Annotated in this window: 16 protein-coding genes and 2 tRNA genes; 17 read left to right on the top strand and 1 reads right to left on the bottom strand. The window is 55.1% G+C overall.

The window, feature by feature from the left end:
* The first annotated feature begins 247 nt into the window (after window positions 1-247).
* The 9 genes from FHY18_RS03150 to FHY18_RS03110 all read left to right on the top strand — a co-directional run bounded on the left by FHY18_RS03150 (window position 248) and on the right by FHY18_RS03110 (window position 12,065).
* The gene (locus FHY18_RS03150) at window positions 248-3,454 is read left to right on the top strand and encodes a TonB-dependent receptor (protein ID WP_259151000.1); all 3,207 of its coding nucleotides are present in this window, start codon (window positions 248-250) and stop codon (window positions 3,452-3,454) included.
* A gap of 105 nt (window positions 3,455-3,559) precedes the next feature.
* A complete protein-coding gene (gene ppnN / locus FHY18_RS03145; RefSeq protein ID WP_259150999.1) occupies window positions 3,560-4,945 on the top strand; it encodes a nucleotide 5'-monophosphate nucleosidase PpnN in 1,386 nt (461 codons plus the stop codon).
* Between the two features lie 115 nt (window positions 4,946-5,060).
* Window positions 5,061-5,573 carry a Tfp pilus assembly protein FimT/FimU gene (locus tag FHY18_RS03140; protein ID WP_259150997.1) on the top strand — a complete coding sequence of 171 codons (513 nt, stop codon included), beginning with the start codon at window positions 5,061-5,063 and terminating at the stop codon, window positions 5,571-5,573.
* Entirely contained in the window at window positions 5,570-6,043 is a 474-nt protein-coding gene (pilV, locus tag FHY18_RS03135) for a type IV pilus modification protein PilV (RefSeq protein WP_259150996.1), read from the top strand. The genes FHY18_RS03140 and pilV overlap by 4 nt, the downstream gene beginning before the upstream one ends.
* Window positions 6,044-6,047: 4 nt before the next feature.
* Window positions 6,048-7,202 carry a PilW family protein gene (locus tag FHY18_RS03130; protein WP_259150995.1) on the top strand — a complete coding sequence of 385 codons (1,155 nt, stop codon included), beginning with the start codon at window positions 6,048-6,050 and terminating at the stop codon, window positions 7,200-7,202.
* A 2-nt stretch (window positions 7,203-7,204) separates the two neighbouring features.
* The gene (locus tag FHY18_RS03125; protein WP_259150994.1) at window positions 7,205-7,726 is read left to right on the top strand and encodes a PilX N-terminal domain-containing pilus assembly protein; all 522 of its coding nucleotides are present in this window, start codon (window positions 7,205-7,207) and stop codon (window positions 7,724-7,726) included.
* An 11-nt stretch (window positions 7,727-7,737) separates the two neighbouring features.
* Window positions 7,738-11,490: a PilC/PilY family type IV pilus protein gene (locus tag FHY18_RS03120; RefSeq protein WP_259150993.1), complete on the top strand. Its 3,753-nt coding sequence runs from the start codon at window positions 7,738-7,740 to the stop codon at window positions 11,488-11,490.
* Window positions 11,491-11,522: 32 nt separating this feature from the next.
* The gene (locus FHY18_RS03115) at window positions 11,523-11,927 is read left to right on the top strand and encodes a type IV pilin protein (RefSeq protein WP_259152480.1); all 405 of its coding nucleotides are present in this window, start codon (window positions 11,523-11,525) and stop codon (window positions 11,925-11,927) included.
* Between the two features lie 61 nt (window positions 11,928-11,988).
* Window positions 11,989-12,065, top strand: a tRNA-Asn gene (locus FHY18_RS03110).
* Between the two features lie 50 nt (window positions 12,066-12,115).
* Here the strand turns inward: FHY18_RS03110 and FHY18_RS03105 are convergent.
* Window positions 12,116-12,658 (bottom strand): GspH/FimT family pseudopilin, encoded by a 543-nt coding sequence (locus tag FHY18_RS03105; RefSeq protein ID WP_259150992.1) that lies wholly within the window; start codon window positions 12,656-12,658, stop codon window positions 12,116-12,118.
* Window positions 12,659-12,800: 142 nt separating this feature from the next.
* On the opposite strand from FHY18_RS03105, the gene uvrB reads away from it, so the two are divergent.
* The 8 genes from uvrB to FHY18_RS03065 all read left to right on the top strand — a co-directional run bounded on the left by uvrB (window position 12,801) and on the right by FHY18_RS03065 (window position 21,331).
* Window positions 12,801-14,822 carry an excinuclease ABC subunit UvrB gene (gene uvrB, locus FHY18_RS03100; RefSeq protein ID WP_259150991.1) on the top strand — a complete coding sequence of 674 codons (2,022 nt, stop codon included), beginning with the start codon at window positions 12,801-12,803 and terminating at the stop codon, window positions 14,820-14,822.
* A gap of 95 nt (window positions 14,823-14,917) precedes the next feature.
* Window positions 14,918-14,992 (top strand) — tRNA-Val (locus FHY18_RS03095).
* A 615-nt stretch (window positions 14,993-15,607) separates the two neighbouring features.
* Entirely contained in the window at window positions 15,608-15,850 is a 243-nt protein-coding gene (locus FHY18_RS03090) for a hypothetical protein (RefSeq protein WP_259150990.1), read from the top strand.
* A gap of 36 nt (window positions 15,851-15,886) precedes the next feature.
* Window positions 15,887-17,560: a type IV secretory system conjugative DNA transfer family protein gene (locus FHY18_RS03085; RefSeq protein ID WP_259150989.1), complete on the top strand. Its 1,674-nt coding sequence runs from the start codon at window positions 15,887-15,889 to the stop codon at window positions 17,558-17,560.
* Window positions 17,561-17,950: 390 nt separating this feature from the next.
* The gene (locus FHY18_RS03080) at window positions 17,951-18,316 is read left to right on the top strand and encodes a toxin co-regulated pilus biosynthesis Q family protein (RefSeq protein WP_259152478.1); all 366 of its coding nucleotides are present in this window, start codon (window positions 17,951-17,953) and stop codon (window positions 18,314-18,316) included.
* A 71-nt stretch (window positions 18,317-18,387) separates the two neighbouring features.
* Window positions 18,388-19,308 carry a type IV secretion system protein gene (locus tag FHY18_RS03075; protein WP_259150988.1) on the top strand — a complete coding sequence of 307 codons (921 nt, stop codon included), beginning with the start codon at window positions 18,388-18,390 and terminating at the stop codon, window positions 19,306-19,308.
* Window positions 19,305-20,075, top strand: coding sequence for a TrbG/VirB9 family P-type conjugative transfer protein (locus FHY18_RS03070; RefSeq protein WP_259150987.1), 771 nt, complete (start codon window positions 19,305-19,307; stop codon window positions 20,073-20,075). The genes FHY18_RS03075 and FHY18_RS03070 overlap by 4 nt, the downstream gene beginning before the upstream one ends.
* On the top strand, window positions 20,072-21,331 hold the full coding sequence (locus tag FHY18_RS03065; protein ID WP_259150986.1) for a TrbI/VirB10 family protein: 1,260 nt from the start codon (window positions 20,072-20,074) through the stop codon (window positions 21,329-21,331). The genes FHY18_RS03070 and FHY18_RS03065 overlap by 4 nt, the downstream gene beginning before the upstream one ends.
* Window positions 21,332-21,336: the final 5 nt, after the last annotated feature.

The following is a 21,336-nucleotide window of genomic DNA, read 5'->3' as shown; positions in this document are numbered from 1 at the left end:
GTCTCGCTCCCGCTGCGATCTTGCGCAACAAGGCCATTGCGCCTTCACATGCGAAGTTCATGTTGCAGTGCGCGAACTTTGTCACGCCGCCGTCACAATCAGGCCTTAGCGTGTTAATCTGTTGTTAACCGTTGCGGCAGCAACCAGCCGCCCGGCGAGGGACCCCAGATCATCGGCAGCCCACCCCCGGGAACGGTTGGGCTGACTGCGCTTTTGTCACTGCCCAACCTGTATCGAGGCCACCGAAATGACCCACCCCCGTTGTCTCCGCATGTCCAAGCTCACGCTTGGTCTCGTTGCCGCACTCGCCGCCGCTCCCGTATTTGCGCAGAGCACCTCCGCCGGCGTCGCTGGCCTGGTCACCAGCAGCGGCGGTCAGCCGGTGCCGAATGCCGAAGTCACGATCACCCACGTCGAATCGGGTACCGTCAGCCGCGCCACCACCGATGCCAGCGGACGCTACAACGCGCGCGGCCTGCGTGTGGGTGGGCCGTACACCATCACCATCACCAAACCGGGTGAAGGCACCAAGACCGAAGAGGGCGTTTACCTCAACCTCAATCAGGTCAACAGCGTCGATGCTTCCCTGGGTGGCGACGTCACCACGCTGGGTGCTGTGCAGGCTATTGGTGGCGACTACGGCTCGGCGCTGTTCAGCGCCAACAAGATGGGTACCGGCACCAACGTGACCCGCGAGCAGATCGAATCGCTTCCGTCGATCAATCGTAACCTGCAGGACTACGTACGTCTGGATCCGCGTGTTGCGCAGACCGACAAGGCGCGTAATGAAATTTCCGTTGGTGGCCAAAATCCGCGCTTCAATCTGATCCGAGTCGACGGTATCAGCACCAACGACGCGTTCGGCCTTGAGTCCAATGGCTTGCCGACGCCCCGCCAGCCCTTCTCGATGGATGTCATCGACGAAATCTCCGTCGACGTTGCCAATTACGACGTCACCATTACCGGTGCCACTGGTGGTGTGATCAATGCGGTCACCAAGTCCGGTACCAACGAGTTCCACGGTTCGGTCTATGGCACTTATCGCGAGAACGATTGGTCGGGCAAGAACCAGAACGATATTCGACCGCAGCTGTTCGATAACGAGTCCACCTATGGCTTGACCCTCGGCGGCCCGATCGTCAAAGACAAGCTGTTCTTCTTTGCCAACTACGAAAAGTACAAGGGCAAAGGCGTGTTCACCGGCGCTTCCGGCTACGGCCCGACTGGCTCGGGCGCGAGCAATATCGTTCCGATCTCGCAGGCGCAGGTCGACGAGATCATCGACATCTCGCGCAATGTCTATGGCTTCGATCCGGGAACTCTCGCTCTGCCGGCCCTGGACTCTGATTCCGAAGAAAAGGGCTTCAAGCTCGATTGGAACATCTCCGACAAGCATCGCGGCTCGTTCCGCTATGGCGAGAGCGAGCAGAGCACCGCCAACCTCAATGGTTTTGGCAATCAGGCGCTGTCCCTGAATTCGTATCACTACGTCCGCGACTTCAGCCTCAAGACCTACACCGCCCAGTTGTTCAGCGATTGGACCGATACGTTCTCCACCGAAGCGAAGGTGTCGTATCGCGATTACTCCGCAGTGCGTACCGCAGCTTCGCAGCTGCCGGCCGTAGCAGTGCGTATTGGTAACAACACCGTCAATTTGGGTACCGAGCAGAGCACCCAGGCCAACGAGCTGCGTACCGAAACCTGGAATGCGTTCTTCGCAGGTACGCTGTTTTTGAACGATCACACTGTCAAGTTCGGCTTCGACTACGAAGACAACGATCTGTTCAACCTGTTCGGTCAGCGTGTCTTCGGTTCTTATACGTTCAATTCGATTTCGGATTACCGCAACAATATTGCCCAGAATTATCGCTACTCGCGTTCCAACAGCGGCAACATTGACGATATTGCTGCCAAGTGGGGTATGCGTAACGTAGGTGTATTTGTGCAGGATACCTGGGCAGTCAATAACAACCTGACGCTGACCTTCGGTCTGCGTTACGACGAGCCGATGGTGAAAAACAGCCCTGCCTATAACGCGACGGCATCGTCCGTGTTTGGCTTCCGCAACGATCAAACCATTGACGGGAATGGCCTGTTCGAGCCGCGTTTTGGTTTCAACTACACGTTTGATAGTGATCGCCCGACGCAGCTGCGTGGCGGCGTCGGCCTGTTCCAGGGCGCCGCAGCAACCGTGTGGCTTTCGAATCCGTATTCCAATACCGGTTTGGCCTACACGGATTACAACTTCTCCAGCCCAGCACTGGTGCGTGATAACGGTATCCGTTTCACCCCGGATATCAACAATCAGCCGACGGGCACGACGGTTGCGGGCAGCACGCAGTCTGTCGATTTCGTTGATGGCAAGTTGGGCCAGCCTTCGGTGTGGAAAGCGAACCTCGCCTTTGATACCGAGCTTCCCTGGTATGGCATCGTTGCATCTGCCGAAGCCGTAGTGACCCAGGTTAACGAGGCTATCTACTACCAGCAGTTGAACCTGGGTGCGGCGAGTGCAATCGGACAGGATGGCCGCAACATCTACTGGAATGCGAACGGTCTTCGTCCTAGCAGCTGGGATAGGAATGGCCTGCAGCCGAGCGGCGTTTCGGTGGATGCACGCGGTAATCGTGACCGCCGGTACAACGATGCGCTGATTGCTCGTCCAACCGACAAGGGCGGAAGTGAAAGCTTCACCATCGGCCTGAACAAGCCGTTCAACGGCGGCGACTGGTCTTGGGGCCTTTACTACACGTACACCGATGCCGATGAAGTCAGCGGTCTGACCAGTTCGACCTCAGGCTCGCAGCTGGGTAACAACGCCGTCTTCCAAGCCAATGAAAACGTCGCCTCGACTGCCGCGTACGAAGTCAAGAACAGCATCCTCGGTACCTTGAACTGGAAGCACGCGTTCTTTGGCGACTACGAGACCAAGTTGGGCCTGATCTACCAAGGCCGCAATGGCCGTCCGTACAGTTACACGTTCGATAACGACGCTAATGGCGATGGTCGCCTGAATGACCTGCTTTACATTCCGGCCGGTCGTGGCGATGTGCTGTTCGGTAGCGCGGCAGAAGAGCAGGCATTCTGGAACTACATCGAAGGGAACGAGTATCTGGCTGCCCGCCGTGGTCAGGTTGCCGAGCGCAACGGGGCACGCAACCCCTGGATCAACCAGTTCGATCTGCACATCGAGCAGGAGATTCCTGGCTTCTTCAAGGACAACAAGGCATCTGTGTGGCTCGACGTCATGAACGTCGGCAACCTGCTCAACAAGAAGTGGGGCCGCGTCGAAGAGTATGGCTTCCCCGGCATGCGCGGTGTCGCGGAGTATGGTGGTATCGATGCGGCCAGCGGCAAATACGTGTATCGCTTCAATACGCCGGATCAATCCACCGTATATGACGATCGCGGCATCTCCCGCTGGGCGCTGCAGCTGGGCTTCCGCTACCAGTTCTAAAGCTGGCTAGCGGCTCGAAGCTTGCAAAAACGGCCGGGTTCTCCCGGCCGTTTTCTTTTGTGGGGGTGAGTACGCTAAAGTTCTGAGATACGACAGGAGCAAGCTATGGAACTCAGCAGTACGGCAGCACGGGCGCTGCCGGTGGTGGATGCGCGGATCTATCCGCGTGGTGGCCTGGACGTATTGTCCAAGGCGGAAGTGGCCCGGTTGCGCGATGCATCCAGCGGCGGCATGCACGAATTGCTGCGCCGTTGCGCGCTGGCGGTGCTGACCAGTGGCAGCGCCTCGGACGACCCGCGCGCCGCGCGCGACCTGTATCCGGATTTCGACATCCAGGTGAATCAGCAGGATCGCGGCATCCGCATCGACCTGAGCAACGCGCCGGCAATGGCGTTCGTCGACGGCGAGATCATCCGCGGCGTTGCCGAGCTGCTGTTTGCCGTCGTCCGCGATCTCGCTTACATGGCGATCGAGCTGGAGGCGCAGCGCGCCGATCTGGACACCAGCGAAGGCATCACCAACGCCGTTTTCGGCCAGTTGCGCAATGCGCGCATCCTGCAGCCGTCGGACCCAAATCTGGTCGTGTGCTGGGGCGGGCATTCCATCTCGCGCGACGAATATCTGTACACCAAGCAGGTCGGCTACGAGCTCGGCCTGCGTGGCCTGGATATCTGCACCGGCTGTGGCCCGGGTGCGATGAAGGGCCCGATGAAGGGCGCCACCATCGCCCACGCCAAGCAGCGCAAGCACCACACCCGCTACATCGGCGTGACCGAGCCGGGCATCATCGCGGCGGAGTCACCGAATCCGATCGTCAACCACCTGGTGATCATGCCGGACATCGAGAAGCGCCTGGAAGCCTTCGTCCGGATCGGTCATGGCATCCTGGTGTTTCCGGGGGGCGTCGGTACCGCCGAAGAAATTCTCTATCTGCTCGGCATCCTGCTACGCGAAGAAAACGCCGACCTGCCGTTCCCGCTGATCCTGACCGGGCCGACCATCGCCGCGCCGTACTTCGAACAGATCGACCGCTTCATCCGCCTCACTCTCGGCGAGGCGGCTGCGTCGCGCTACGAGATCATCGTCGGCGACCCGGTCGCCGTCGCACGCCGTATGGCAGAAGGCATCCACGAGGTGCGCGCGCACCGCAAGGACCAGAAGGACTCGTATTACTTCAACTGGTCGGTGCATATCCCGCTCGAGTACCAGCAGCCGTTCGTGCCCAGCCACGAAGCCATGGCTGCGCTGGACCTGCACCACGGCCGCCCGGCGCCCGCCCTGGCGGCCGACCTGCGCCGTGCCTTCTCCGGCATCGTCGCCGGCAACGTCAAGGAGGACGGCATGCGCCGCATAGAGGAGTTCGGCCCGTTCGAGATCCATGGCGACCCGGACATCATGCAGGCTCTGGACGAACTGCTGCGCGGCTTCGTCGAACAACGCCGGATGAAGATCTCTGGGGATTACCGGCCTTGTTATCGGGTGGTGACCTAGGTCAGGCCAGCCCTTTCGACGCTTGTCGGCCTAGAGCCCCGTTTGTCAGACCAACACTTGATAGAAGGCGTGTGACCCCTCAAGCTCCCCAGTACTAACGCTGGGGAGCGTACTGATGTTTGCAGGTCGTACTCGCGGATTCACGTTGCTGGAGCTGATGACTACGGTAGCGGTCATTGCCATTGTTACTGCGATCGGATATCCAAGCTTTCAGGGCGTTATTCGATCCAATCGCGCTGCGTCCGCGAATAATGAAATGCTTGGAATACTTAATCTAGCCAGAAGTGAAGCACTCCGAAGTGCTCAGGGTGGAGGAGTCTGCGGTAGCTCTAATGGAACTTCTTGCGATGGCAACTGGAATGCTGGAGTACTCGCATGGGGAGACGCTAATGCGAATGGAGCATTGGATGGTGGCGAGACTGTGCTGCGCTATTGGCTTGGCAATGCCCGCTTAATTCTTCAGGGGCCTTCTTCTGGTGTTATAGCTTTCGATTCACGTGGAAGGCGTGTGTCAGCCGGAGATCAGCAAATCACAGTGCGTCCTGATCAGTGTTCTGGGCAGGTGATGCGTACCTTGCTGATTAATGCCTCTGGACAAGTGCGAACCAGAAAGGATGCGTGCCAATGAGGAGGTATTTAAGTAAGAGGCATAATCAGGGATTCACATTGCTTGAGGTTCTGATTGCAATTCTGGTGCTTGCATTTGGTCTGCTGGGATTTGCACTTTTGCAAACGATGAGTGTTCGCTTCGTACAGAGTGCAAACTATCGGACACAGGCAACAAATCTGGCATACGATTTGATCGATCAAATGAGGTCGAATCGTTTTCAAGCGAGCCAATATACTGCCGCAACTTTCAGTGCAGGGTCTGTTAATGTTGACGGAGCATGCAATCGACCGGTGGGCGCAGCACTCGCCGTCAGCGATAACGTGACTCGTTGGAAATGTCAGGTAGCGAAAGCATTAGGAGAGCGTGCTTCGGCAAACGTTACTTACGTCAAAGGGCAAGTGTCGGTGTCGATAAGCTGGGGGGATCAGCGATGGAATTCGGATAACCCCGATGCTTCCACTACTTTCGCATTGCAAACTGAGATCTAAGTTGATGACTGCACGTACCAAAGTTGCGGGTTTGTCCCTTATCGAGATGATGATCGCCTTGGTCATTGGTCTAATTCTTTTGTTGGGCGTTATCCAGATTTTCTCAGCGTCCCGCTCAGCTTTTCAGCTTTCGGAAGGAGCGTCGCGAGCGCAAGAGAATGCTCGATTTGCATTGGATTTTCTTGCGCATGACATTCGCATGGCAGGACATTTCGGCTGTATCAACGATCAAGCGCATTTCGTGAAGGGTGAGGGCGACCCTAAAGTGAATCTTTCCACTTCCACTGGAAGTGGTAGTCCGCTGGATTTCTCAGTTTCGATTCAGGGTTATGAAGCTGCCGGAACCGCACCAGGCAGTCAGCTGACAATAGGAGGGACCTGGGGAGCGGTTACTGGGCTTCCCGCTGAGATCCAAGCACTCAGTCCGGCTCCTCGTCCTGGCAGCGACATCATCGTCCTGCGTTACCTTTCCGCTGAGGGCGCGCCGGTCACAGCTCTAGCGGTAACCGGCGGAAATTCAGTGGTGAGCGTGGAGGCAGGTCGTTGGTCAAGATTGACAAGCAATGGCGTCGCTACGCCAACACTTTTTGGAGTTGCTGATTGTTCTCATGCAGATGTCTTTGCTGGAACATCTACTAACTCGTCAGTGACTGCAGCAGTAGATCTCTCTAGATATACCGCTCAGCCAACCGGTCAAACGATGCTGTATCGCGCTGAGTCGCTTGTTTACTATATTGGTAATGGAACTTCAGGTGAACCCTCGCTTCGCCGCGCTCGTGCTGGGAGCGACGGTGCGTACACGCAGAATGAAGAGTTAGTTGAAGGGATAGAGAGCCTGCAAATTCTTTATGGTTTGGACAGTACGGCAGATATTTCTCGCTTATCGCCCCCCATTGGGAATATTACTTCTCAAAGCATCGCGTCTGCAGTAACAACGGGGGCGGATGCTGCAGCGGCTAATCAGTGGCGACGGGTAGGGCAGGTGCAGGTGGGGGTCCTTGCGCGTAGCCCGCTGCCCGCTAACGCCCCATCTACGGTAGAAAAAAGCCGCCTTGGTGTCCTTGGTGTAACTGTTGTCCAGCCGGCGAATTCAGATAATCGTTATAGAGCAAGCTATGAGCTGACAATTGCTCTTCGTAATCGTTTATTTGGTAACTGACCATGATCTATATTCATTTTTCTCCTCGCAGCCGAAAGTTTCTATATCCACGTAAAGCGCAGCGTGGTGCTGTCCTTTATGTTGCTCTTATAATGTTAATTTTGCTCGCATTGATCGGGATTTCTGCAATGCAGGTTGCGGGAATGCAAGAAAAAATGGCTTCTAATTATCGAGTGGTGAACCGTTCGTTCCAACTGGCTGAAGGTGTTGTGCGTAATGCCGAAGCCTCTGTAGAAGCCATTTCTAACAGAACTACCTTGCCCGATGGGAGTGTTGTTTCATCTGGAAGCATTCAAAGAGGTTGCGATGATGGTTTTGACCCAGTGCAGTGGGGGCAGCAGCAATCGTCATATCAGTCAACTAACGTGCGGCAAATAGATCAGTGCATTCAGGGAGAGGCAAACATTGGTATGGGCCAGCCATTAGATTCTGCTTCCCCTGTCTTTCAGATTACAGGTTCTTCGATGGACGACCGGACAAACGGTTCATCCAAATCGGTAGTCGATACTGTTTTTAAGCTTTGAGGATGAATCAAATGCCATCACGTAAAGCGAGAATTTCAATTGCCTCGTGCGCCGTCGGTCTGATCGGGCTTGGATTGGTTTATATCCTGACGGCTGCTCAAGGGCAGGGGAATCTTGCGCAGGAGCCCCTAAACAACCAGGTGACAGTTCCTCCCGCCTTCATTATGGCGGTTGATGATTCTGGCTCAATGACATTCCAGACTCAATTTCCCGGTTCGGATGGTGAGGGATGTTGGAGCAACGCGCGGCAAAGTTTCTTTCTTTCTCGTGGAGTGTTAAATACGTCAGGCAGCGATTGCGGATATAACCACGTTATAGTGGGGCCTCGTATTGATCCTACAAGGAGTGGTGTGCCCCCAATCGATTTGTACGGATTTGCGCGGTCTTCGGCATATAACCCAACGTATTATGATCCTCAGGTCAGATATGAGCCGTGGGTTGACGAGAATAGGCAGTCTTATGCTGCCGCTAGTACTGCAGCTACTCGAATCGATCCAAGGCCGACGAACACTGACACTGTGAATCTGACCGCAGACTCTTTGTGGGGTAACTGGTTTGATGCATCTACAATGCAGAATGGCATGGTTATCCCGCGGGGAGTTCTTTTCAGAACGGTGTCTTATGTTTATAACAATAACGGAACTCTTAGAAGGGTTGATTATGGTGCAATTCAGACTTCGAACGGCGGTACCTGGGATGGTGGAGTTGTAGACGTTTTGATCTCAACGAGGCGTTCTGTATTTTTTACGCCCTACACATCGGATTCAGACCCGCTGCCTTCTCTGCCGGGGGAGTCTAACGCCTATGGCTCGGTGCCTCGCGTGCGAGTTCTTAATGCCTGTGGTTCGGGTTGTGATCTTTGGAAATATACGATTCCCGCTACAGGTGCAACTGCTGCCCTGCAAAATTTCGCCAATTGGTTTTCTTTTTACGGAAATCGCAATAAGGCAATGATCGCCGGTATGACTCGCTCTCTGGCGGACACTAGTAATTTGCGTGTTGGATATTTCCGTATTAATCAGAATGCAAGTTTTGATTCAACTAGTGATTTGCTGCCAATGAGAAATATGGCGGCAGATTCAGAAAAGTCCTTGCTATATAAGGATCTCATTGCGCTAACTGCATCTGGCGGCACGCCGAATCGCGAGGCAGTAAATGCAGCTGGCATTCAGTTCACCAGAACAGATTCTGCCGCCCCTGTCCAACTGGCATGTCAAAAAAATGCAGTCATGCTATTTACTGATGGATATAGTAATGGAAATGGCGCGACTGTGGATAATGAGAAAGGTGACGGCGGGATGGGGGTGCCATTTAGTGACACTTACTCGAATACGATGGCGGATATAGCCGCGAAGTATTACAACAACATTGACGGTGCTTCTCCTATTCGTCCTGACTTGCCGGCAGGATTGGTTCCTGTTGCGGCCGCTTGTGCCTCCGCTCCAGGTGTCCGTTTGGATTGCCAGAAGAATCTTCATATAAATTTCTATGGCGTAACACTGGGTGCGCGCGGGAATTTATTCAATCCCGACGTTGTTCAAGACCCTTATGTCACATCTTCTATTTATGATAATTGGCCAGCTCGTTCGGATAATAATCCGTCAACGATTGATGATATATGGCATGCGGCAGTGAATACTAGGGGGGAATATATTAATGCGCGTACTCCGGCTGATATTACTTCCGCAATGAGGCGAGTGCTTACGTCCGTTACCAGTGGAAACTCCCCATCGGGAACTGCGGCGCAGACGGGCGCTCGCATTGGTACGGGCTCATTTTCTGTTGCTCCGTCCTACCGAATTGAAGGTGACGGTACCGATTGGTTCGGACGCCTTGTCGGAAGTCAGGTTGCTGTTGATCCGATCACGCGGTTGGCAACAACAACCGCCGCGTGGGAGGCTAGCGCCCGGATGCCTAACTTTAATTCACGTAATGTCGTGGTTAATAAGGCCGGGGCCGCGTCTATATTTAGCTCTGCAAACGTTTCTCTGGCTGACCTTTGCACTAAGCCCACTTCGCTTTATCCCGGGATGTCGTTATGTAGCGAATCTGGGCTAATTACTTTGGGGGCAACTGCCGCTACGGCAATTGCATATCTAAAGGGTGATTCAAGTGGTGAAGTTCGAATGAAGGGCAAATTCCGAGATCGGACGACTGTGTTGGGTGATATCGTTAATTCAACACCTGTAATTAGTTCGCCGACTGACGACTTTGGATATCGTGCTTTGCCTGGTGTGCTTGGGACAAGTTATGATGCTTATCTAACGTCTAAAGCCGCATCAAAGCGCTACATGGTATATGTGGGCGCAAATGACGGTATGCTGCATGCGTTTGATGGGGGTATGGGTGCTACGGGAGCGATGGACGTGAATGGGGGTGCCGAGCGTTTTGCTTATATACCTTCTACAGCCCTGGGTCACTTGGGGAATTTGCTTATTCCTAATGATCCCACAAGACTGAATGATCAAAAGTTTGCGCATCGCTACTTTGTGGACGGGCCTGTTGTTACTGCCGATGCATACTACGGGGCATCGTGGAAAACTATCGCGGTTGGCACTGCAGGTGCAGGTGGGCGCAGTGTGTTTGCCTTGGACGTGTCTGATCCTTCAAGCTTTTCGCCATCTAGCAGGCTTTGGGAGATAAGTGATCTTGACTCCAGCTTATCGTCGGCAATTCGAAATAACATTGGTCATGTTTTAAGTAAGCCCGTGGTTGTTCCAGTTAAGAATTCTGCTGGCACTGTTACTTGGAAAGCTATTTTTGGTAACGGCTATAACAGTCAAAGCGGAAAGGCTGTTTTGTTTATGGTGGATATCAAGACTGGCACGCCTACTGTAACAATGATTGAAGCTGGTGAGGCAAGTAATGTCGTTGCTGGTAGCAATGGTTTGGGAAGTATTGTCGTTCTAGATCGTTGGGGTGGTGCGTCGCTGACGGACGGGGTCCGCGATGGCTATGCAGATACTGTCTATGGTGCAGATCAAAAAGGTGCAATCTGGAAATTTGACCTCCGAAGCTCTGCTGGATCAGTGACCGTGCCATTGTTCACCGGACGAACTTCAGTGGAAGCTGACAAAACATATCGTCAACCAATTATGGGTGGACTTGTTGCTAGCGCTGGTGATTCGGGTGGTGTAATGCTTTTCTTTGGCACCGGTAGTTTCTCTTTTGTCGGCGACCCTGGCGATGAAGCGATTCAATCCCTTTACGGGATCAATGATGTCTCACGCGGCGCAGTAGTGACAACGCTCACAAGAGCAAATTTGCAGGGCAGCACCGTTTCCTCGCTAAATGGTGACAGGATATTGAGCCGCAGTGCTGCACCTTCAAACGCTCAAGGATGGTTTGTGGATCTTCCGGCCAAGGAGCGCATGGTAGGTAATCCGGCAATAGTGTCGGGGGTGGTTTTTATGCCGACTTATACGCCTAGCCTTCGTGGTGCTGGTTGCTCCCTGGACGGTACAAACTGGCTATTCGGCATTGATACTCGTACCGGTAACGGTGGATTGTTCAATGCCCGCAAGGGGTCGCCGACTGGAGCGCGCTTTGACTCCGGTGTCGCGGGTACTCCATTGGCGACGTCGGGAAGTGCTCCGGTCAAGGACGTTGGCATCTCTGCCATTCCTCGGCTCTCGCCGGCTGGAAATGCAGCAGGTGCGCCGCCGGGAGGGAGTTCGTGCTGGATGGTTGTCACGGCGGCGGGATCGGCGCCACTTTATGTTCCATATCCATGCGGCAGACAGTCTTGGAGGCAGATCCAATGATGGTATTCGGTCAAGTTTTTTACGGGCGTGGGATGCTAAGAGGAAGTAGTCGATCAGCCAGCCACGGGTTTACCCTGATTGAGTTAATGATCGTGGTTGCGGTTGTCGCGATCCTCGCTGCGATTGCTTATCCGAGCTATACCGACTATGTACGTAAGTCTCGAAGGGCGCAGGCAAAGGCCGATCTTGTGGAGTACATGCAGCTTGCTGAGCGATTCCATACGGTGCAGAACACGTATGTGGGGTTCGAGTTGCCTAAGACGTTCTCGCCTCGCGAGGGGGGTACGGCTGCGTATAGCCTTGGCGCATCCCAGCAGACTCAGTCCACGTTCGTGATAACGGCTACTCCGGGGGCCGCTCAGTCAGCTGATAAGTGTGGAACTTTGACCATCGATCAAGCCAGTCGCAAGACACCAGCTCGGTCGGAATGTTGGTAGCCAATCGAGTGCAACTTGGGGGGTTGCAGATTCGCTGGCCGCTGGCTACAATGCGGACCCCGCCCGAATAGCTCAGCCGGTTAGAGCACTTGACTGTTAATCAGGGGGTCGTTGGTTCGAGTCCAACTTCGGGCGCCAAGATGTTGAAGAGGCCGCGACTAGTCGCGGCCTCTTTTTTTGGCGAAAGCTCAGTGCATCGAGCAGCTGGTTGCCTGCTTATAGCGTACGGATCGCGTTCGTCCTGAGTTGTTGACGATGACGTCCGCAAGGCGATGCGCGCCGGCACAGAGGCTGATCGTGATGTTGGTGCCGCTGTTGCGACCGTTTGGAAGGAAGCGCACCACAGGTCTGCCAGTCGTTCCGGTGATGCTGATGTTGTCGCTCGCTGCATAGCGTTCGGCTCGCAAGATCGAGTCTGCGCCTGCGGGCCGCCCATCGCGTAGCGGATCCTTGAAAAGGATCCATCCTTGGCTCCAGTTCTTGTCCGATCGGCAACTCGCCCCATCGGCCGATGGACAGATGCTGACAGGCAGGCGCTGGGTGACTGCCAGACTCCTGGCCGTCGCCAGATGCGCGGTGAGCAGGTGGACCCGCGCCTGTGCGCGCTGCCATTCGATCAACGCCCTGAAGCTGGGCAGGCCGATGGTCGTCAGGATGCCGAGGATCGCCATCACGATCAGTGACTGAAGCGCGGTGTACCCTTTTTCGCACGAACGAGTCGCTGCTTGCATTCTTCCTGCTCCTTCGTTGGAGCAAGCAGTCTCTAAGGTGATCACATCTCAGGTAACGTCTGTCCCTACGTGGCGGGATGTCAGATTTTTACCAAAGGTGACCTCCGTTTTTTCGTGCAGCCTTCCCCCCGAGATCCGCTCCATGACCGATCGTTTTGAGCTCGTATCCCCGTATTCCCCAGCTGGTGACCAGCCAGCGGCCATCGACAAGCTGGTGGCCAACTTCGAGGCCGGCCTGGCCAAGCAGACCCTGCTGGGGGTGACCGGCTCGGGTAAGACCTACACCATCGCCAATGTCGTGCAGCAGGTGCAAAAGCCGACCCTGGTGATGGCGCCCAACAAGACGCTGGCGGCGCAGTTGTACGGCGAGTTCAAGTCGTTCTTCCCGAACAATGCGGTCGAGTACTTCGTCAGCTATTACGACTACTACCAGCCCGAAGCTTACGTGCCGTCGTCGGACACCTTCATCGAGAAGGACAGTTCGATCAACGAGCACATCGAGCAGATGCGTCTGTCGGCGACCAAGACCTTGCTATCGCGTCGTGATTCGCTGGTGGTGGCCACGGTGTCGGCGATCTATGGTCTGGGTGCGCCGGAGGACTATCTGTCGCTGCGCCTGATCCTGTCGGTGGGCGAGCACATCGATCAACGCCAGTTGATCCGCCATCTGACCGATCTGCAGTACACCCGCAATGAGTTCGAGCTCACACGCGGCGCATTCCGGGTGCGCGGCGAGGTGGTGGACGTGTTTCCGGCCGAGTCGGATACCGAGGCGTTGCGGATCGAGTTGTTCGATGGCGACGTCGAGCAGCTGACCTTGTTCGACCCGTTGACCGGCGAAACCCTGCGCAAGCTGCAGCGGTACACCGTGTATCCCAAGACCCATTACGCCACCACGCGCGAGCGTACGCTCAGCGCGGTGGATACGATCAAGGACGAGTTGAAGGAGCGGCTGGAGCAGTTGTATTCGCAGAACAAATTGGTCGAGGCGCAGCGTCTGGCGCAGCGCACCCAGTTCGATCTGGAGATGATGGCTGAAGTGGGCTTCTGCAACGGCATCGAAAACTATTCGCGGCATCTCACCGGCAAAGCGCCCGGCGAGCCGCCGCCGACGCTGTTCGACTACCTGCCGCCGGATGCGCTGCTGGTCATCGATGAGTCGCACGTGACCATTCCGCAAATCGGTGCGATGTACAAAGGCGACCGCTCGCGCAAGGAAACGTTGGTGGAGTTTGGCTTCCGGCTGCCGTCGGCGCTGGACAACCGGCCACTGCGCTTCGAGGAGTGGGAGGCGCGTTCGCCGCGCAGCATCTATGTCTCCGCAACGCCGGGGCCTTACGAATTGCGCGAGTCTGCCGGCGAAATCACCGAACTGGTGGTGCGTCCCACGGGGCTAATCGATCCGGTGGTGGAGATTCGCCCGGTCGGTACCCAGGTCGACGACTTGATGTCCGAGGTGCACGAGCGCATCAAGCTCGGCGACCGCGTGCTGGTCACGACGCTGACCAAGCGCATGGCCGAGAACCTGACGGAATACCTCGGTGAGCATGGCATTCGCGTGCGCTATCTGCACTCTGATATCGACACGGTCGAGCGTGTGGAGATCATCCGCGATCTGCGCCTGGGCAAGTTCGATGTGCTGGTCGGCATCAACCTGCTTCGCGAGGGCCTGGACATGCCGGAAGTGTCGTTGGTGGCGATCCTGGATGCGGACAAGGAAGGCTTCCTGCGTTCTACCGGCTCGCTGATCCAGACCATCGGTCGCGCCGCACGCAATCTGCGCGGCAAGGCGATCCTGTATGCCGACAAGATGACGCGTTCGATGCAGGCCGCGATCGACGAAACCGACCGCCGTCGCGAGAAACAGGTGGAGTACAACCTCGAGCACGGCATCACCCCCAAGTCGGTGGCGCGTCCGATCTCCGACATCATGGAAGGTGCGCGCGAGGATGCGGCCGAGAAGAAGGCGGGCAAGGGGCGCTCGAAGTCGCGCCAGGTCGCCGAAGAGACCCCCGATTATCGCGCCATGAAGCCTGCTGAAATTGCCGGCAAGCTCAAGAGCCTGGAGCAGAAGATGTATCAGCATGCCAAGGATCTGGAGTTCGAGGCAGCGGCGCAGATTCGCGACCAGATCCAGAAGTTGAAGGCCGCAAGCCTGGGGTAGGGCGAAGTGGTACGAAGCGCGGGGGAGGGCTTGTGGTCGGCGAAACCCTGCGCTAGAATGCGCGCCCTGCACAGCGCAATGCTGGCGCAGGATTCGGGCGGTTAGCTCAGCGGTAGAGCACTACCTTGACATGGTAGGGGTCACAGGTTCGAACCCTGTACCGCCCACCACTCCAAGTCCAGATGGCACGGCGACTTGAGTGGTTACATGGTCGGCAGCGATGTCTGCCAATAACTCAAAGTGACCCCAATGAGGAGCTTCTTCAACTTGGGCGCGTGCTTGGCCAAGTCCTCGGCGATCAACGCCAACCCCTTCATTCGCTTGGTGCGGATACGTCGGATCGAACTTCGCGTAGCGGTCAGTTGTGCCTGCTGCACGGTGACCGAGCAAGTGGAACACTCTCGCGACAACACCGAGCTTGCGTAGCCACGTGGCGATGATGTGTCGGAATGTTCTGGGCACGAACCCTGTCGCCTGCAGCGCCAGCCAAGGCGCACCTTTCGCCACGCGACCCCACGTCATGCCCCAGGCAGCCGTTGGCTCGCGACATCACTCAATAGCTCGGCGCAGGCGATGAAGGATCTAGTGCTGGCAGCAGTGGAGCTATCGGCCAGCGCGTATCTGTCTGCCTCCGCACCGTCGGAAGGGCCAAACCAAGCTCGCCGAATCGGGCTCAAAGATGGGGCGGCTCGACGCGGACAGTCACGGACGCCTACGAAACCGCTTTCTCCATCACACGTCTTGCTTTAGCATCGCCTCCGCGCTGACGGAAAGGAAGGCTGGCGATGGACGAGTATCAGCACACCGTGCTGACCAGGGGGGGATATCGCATTGTGGCGATCACGCGCGACGAGGTGTATGCGCCCGATGCGGTGGTGGCGTATGCGGTCGTGACCGATGCGGGGGCGCGAATCACGCCGGATCTTTCCTTGGATCAAGCCAATGTTTGGATCGACTCTCTCGTAGAGAGCGAGAATGGGGGGCGCAAGGCGGACTTGATTGACCACAAGCCCATTGTCCGTCGCTAGACCGCCGTCCAGATGCAAGCCTAAGGAGAAGGGCGAATGTCCAAAGCCAAAATTATCGCGATTGCCACTGTGGTGGCACTACTCGCCGGATATCTGTTGTCCGGCTATGTGACCCTGCTCCTGTTGCGGCTCGAGACCAGCTTGTATAGCTGGGATACCTACTATCGCTACTACAGTGCGCTGGGATTGCCGGAAGTTGCCCCCTACGTTGCCAAGATCAAGATGGCAGGCGCCATTGGCTTCGGTTTTCCGGGGCTGGTTTGGGTCATCGGAATCGCCTTGATCCTCAAGCCCAAAGCGCGCGCACTGCACGGCGACGCGCGCTTCGCCGGGGCTTCCGATCTCGCCAAGCACGGCCTCTTCAAGCCAAGCGGAAACGGCATCGTCGTCGGTAAATTCAACGGCAAGCTGGTGCGTCTGAGCGGGCAGCAATTCGTGATCCTCGCTGCGCCTACCCGCTCAGGCAAAGGCGTGGGTGTTGTCATCCCCAACCTGCTTGAGTACCAGGAGTCGATCGTCGTCCTGGACATCAAGCAGGAAAACTTCGATCTGACCAGCGGCTGGCGCGCCAGCCAGGGGCACGAGGTCTTTCTCTTCAATCCGTTTGCGGAAGATCGGCGTACCCATCGCTGGAATCCACTGACCTACGTGTCGAACGATCCCGCATTCCGCGTGTCGGACCTGATGAGCATCGCAGCCATGCTGTATCCGGACGGCTCCGACGATCAAAAATTCTGGGTCAGCCAGGCGCGCAATGCATTCTTGGCTTTTGCTCTGTATCTGTTTGAGAACTGGGATGAGGAGCTGTCGCTTGGCTTCCCGGGCGGGGCAGGGGCGCCCACGCTGGGCGGAATTTACCGCCTGTCTTCGGGCGACGGTACCGACCTTAAGAAATACCTGAAGTCGCTGTCCGAGCGCAGGTTCCTGAGCAGCAACGCCAAGTCGGCCTTTGCCAACATGCTGTCACAGGCGGATGAGACCTTCGCGTCCATCATGGGGACCCTGAAAGAACCGCTCAACGCGTGGATCAACCCCGTGCTGGATGCGGCTACCAGCGCCGACGACTTCATGTTAACGGATCTACGCAAGAAGAAGATGACGATCTACATCGGCATCCAGCCCAACAAGCTGGCCGAGAGTCGCCTGATCATCAACCTGCTCTTCAGCCAGATCATCAACCTCAACACCCGCGAACTGCCGAAGTCCAACCCCGAGCTCAAGTATCAATGCTTGCTGCTCATGGACGAATTCACCTCGATCGGCAAAGTGGACATCATCGCGACGGCAGTAGCCTACATGGCGGGCTACAACATCCGTCTGTTGCCCATCATCCAGAGCATGGCGCAGCTGGACGCGACCTATGGCAAGGACCTGTCGCGCACCATCATCACCAACCACGCCCTGCAGATCCTGTACGCACCGCGCGAACAACAGGACGCGAACGACTACTCGGAGATGTTGGGCTACACGACGATCAAGAAGAAAAACATCACAAGGGGGCGCGAAACAACGCGCAGCGTGTCGGAGGAGCGGCGTGCATTGATGTTGCCGCAGGAGCTGAAAGCGATGGGGAACGACAATGAAGTGTTCCTCTACGAAGGAATCCCGCACCCGGTCAAATGCCAGAAAATAAAGTACTACGAAGATAAGCACTTTACTTCACGTCTTTTAGACAAGGTGAAGACGCCAGTTCTCGATCTAAAAGTGTGATGAAAATCACGATTTTATGATAAATTCTCATAAATTAGAGACTTGCATCACTTTCAGCTTGACTGTTGGTCGCCAAGGAGGCAGATTGCACGATGTAGTGGCACCCTGACGATAGTCTGATCTGCAGGTTGCTTAGGAATGGGGTTACATGGAGCGTAAAAATGTTTATGTGTGACGAACATTCTTGCCTGGATCTCTCAAATTCGTTCGCCTTCTTGGCGGGCGATTTGCTGTGCCTGAAATATTTCGACGATTCCTCGGTTTTAGAAATAGTCCTTTGGACGCTAAATGTATGACGTCGCAGGCGCGAAACAAAAATTGCTTATTAGTTATGGAGATTGGGGCGTGAAGAAGGTTCATACCTTGAAAATTACATGTCTTGTGCTGACCATGCTCGCGCTGGTTTCATGTGCAACAAAGCCTGCTGCGGATTTCGGCGGGCGATGGAAGCCAGTGAATCGTTTTGCAGAGACGCCGATGGAGTTGCCGCTGCATGCGTCCTACGTTTATCAAGCTACTCCGATGGACGGTACGCTAAAAACAATGTTGGAGCGTTGGGTCAAGGACTCCAATATGACGCTTGCTTACAACATCACCTCTGATTACACGCTATACGCCGCAGTCGCAAAAATAGAAACAACTAGCGTAAAGCAAGCGGTGGATGAGCTCAGTGCTGTTTATGCAACACAAGGAGTGCACGTAGCGATTGTTGGAAACCAGATAGTCGTCCAGCCTGTTTCTAAGTCGGCTGGTTGATGCTTTAGCCCTCGTCTCTGCGCTAATAAAATACGCAGTACCTTTGTAAAATAGGTGGAAGCGGATTACTTATGTTCCGTAAGAAAGAACCCAGTCACCAAGTTGATCAAGTGGTTGCGAAAGCGGTCAACTATGAGCTGACAATTGCAGATCTTGCGCAACGTAGCCAGCGGCGTGCCTGGATGGTTGCAACTACTTCTTTGGCGGTGTCTGTCATGTTGGCGGGTGGTTATTACTACATGCTGCCGCTTAAAGAAAAAGTTCCGTATCTTGTAATGGCCGATGCTTCCACCGGGACTGCTACTGTTGCCAGACTTCAGGGGGATTTCTATAACCAGCAGATTACATCTAGCGAGGCGATCAATCGGAGTAATGTTGCGCAATATGTAACGGCGCGCGAGTCCTATGACTCAGAGATTATGACATTGCGTGATTGGAATCTCGTTTTTATCATGTCTACTACGCAAGTCGGCGCAGGGCATAAGCAATTGTATATGGAAAATAACCCGGATAACCCTTTTCTGAAGTACGGAAAGGCAAAGTCGATTCGCGTTAAAATTCTCAGCATCACTCCTCTGGGGCAGCGAGCTTCCGGCGGATTTAGGGGGGCTGCTGTCAGAATACAGCGTAACCTGTATGAAAAAACTACTGGCATCTCGACTTTTATCGACAACAAGTTGATTACCCTGGCTTTTGATTACAATAATAATCTAAAATTGGATGAGCAAGATAGGTTGCAAAATCCTCTAGGATTCCAAGTGACCGAGTATCGCGTCGACAATGACTACGACAAGGCCCCGCCAGACGTCGGGTCGCCTGCTACTGGCCCCAGTGCGTCGGCTAGTGGCGTCCAGCCTCAGGTTATTGCAACCCCGAGTCCAGACCTGGCTGCTCCGGCGATTGGCGTTGCAGTACCGACAACGACAGAGCCTGATGCGGCAAGGTCGGCCGAAGGGATTTCGATTGGAACTGACGGAGCAAGAGGTCAATGAAGTATAGGAATAAATTGATAGTGTGGCTCTTGGCCGGCATATCAGCAGTCGGGTCGTCGGTTAGCGTTCATGCGCAAGCGGTCGACTATTACGACTATAAAGCTGATCAGATCTATCCGATCCGCACTGGTTTGGGGATTACAACTCAGATCGAGTTGAATCCTAACGAGAAGATTCTCGACTACAGTACTGGTTTCAGTAGCGGTTGGGAGCTGACTCGGCGAGATAATGTTTTTTATTTAAAGCCGAAGAACGTCGATGTTGATACCAACATGATGGTCAGAACCGAAACGCACTCATATATTTTTGAGCTCAAGGTTGTTGCTACTGACTGGCGCGAACTTGAGCAGGCGCGTCGCGCTGGCGTTCAGTACAAGGTGGTTTTCAACTATCCTAGCGATTCGCAGTTTTCGGTCGCAAAAGACGCAGTTGAAGAAGATGCGAAGCCTTTGCTCAGTACTGAGCTATCTAAAGATAGGCAGTACTATTTCGACTATTCCTACGCCACGCGTAGTCGTCTGGGGTGGCTTGTACCAGTTAGTGCATATGATGACGGTCGATTTACGTACCTAAAGCTTACTGATTCAAGCAAGTTCCAGACGGGAAATTTTCCGGCAGTGTTCGGTCGTGAGAAAGAGCATGGCGAAGATTTTGTAGTCAACACCACAGTCGAAGGGAATGTACTCATTGTCCATGGTACCTATCCCTATTTGGTTATCAGACATGGAAGTAATGTCGTCGGTCTTCGGAGGAATGTAAAGAAATGAGCCAGAATAATCCTCCCGAGAATAATGAAGGTCGCCAGGACAATGGCGAGAACGATCGCCCCCAGGCCCAAAGTAGCGGTCAGGATCCCAATAACCCTTACTTTGCTCGTACTCAAGCGCAGCCGCTGCCAAATCTGGATGCTTCAGCGCCTGAGCTTCGTTCGGTAGAAGATCAGCGGCTGAATAGAAAAGCGCTGTTTTTCCTTGGTGCGATCGTGCTGGTTTTACTTGTGCTCGCTTTTTTTCTTTACAAGAGCGCTACTAACCGAAATGAAGCGGAAGCGAAGAAGGAACCTACGGCTACTGTGACCGCGCCCAGCCTTCCCAAAATGGCAAATGCCCCGGCGCAGGCGGAAGTTCAACAAGACGTTCCCCCCATTTCGCTCGCGCCGCCACCCCTTCCGCCTCCGCAAACTCCAGATTATCCGCAGCCAGTTTATCCCGCAAATGACCGTCCAGCTGGTCCGACACTTGCTGAGCGGCGTATGGCCTCTGCTGGAGGTGCTGGAGCTGCCGGTTCTGGCGGCAGCAGTCCGATGAGTGCCGAGGAGTATTCCAATTCGATCTTGGCTGGTCTCAATCCTGCAGGCGAAGCAGGGGCGGCTGGTTCGGAAGACGGTAGCGAGGCTGACAAGCAGAAAGCAACAAGCGCACAATTCATTCGACATCCGGATGCGTTGCTTGTGCGTGGAACTTATTTGCGCTGCATCTTGGAAACGAGGGTGATTACCGACATCCCGGGTTTCACGTCGTGTCTTATCACTGAACCGGTTTATTCAATAAATGGTCGAACGTTGCTGCTGCCCAAGGGCTCAAAAATTTACGGTAGCTATAGTGGAGGTCCGACCGGACGGCGTGTTTCCGTTATCTGGGATCGCATCACAACACCAACAGGCATCGACGTATCTATGTCGAGCCCAGGTATAGACGGCCTGGGTGGTGCTGGACATCCGGGGCAGTACGATGCGCACTGGGGGCAGCGATTGTCTTCGGCGTTGATGATTAGCCTATTGGCAGATGCCTTCAAATACGCTGCTGCTGAATACGGCCCCGAACAGACCACGGTATCCCAGACTGGTGTTGAAGTTCAGTCGCCTTATGAAAGCGCTACCGCCAGAACGATGGAGCGTATTGCGAATGATGCGGCAACAGAAAGCATGAGGCGGCCAGCCACTGTAACTATCAACCAGGGTTCGCTGGTTAATGTGTATGTTGCCAAAGATGTCGATTTTACAAACGTATTGCCAAGAAGGTAACGAGA

It is taken from the genome of Xanthomonas sp. 3793, from assembly GCF_024806835.1.
GTDB classification, from domain to species: domain Bacteria; phylum Pseudomonadota; class Gammaproteobacteria; order Xanthomonadales; family Xanthomonadaceae; genus Xanthomonas; species Xanthomonas arboricola_F.
Note: the sequence above shows the minus strand (reverse complement) of the source record. Positions and strands in the feature narration are given on the sequence as shown.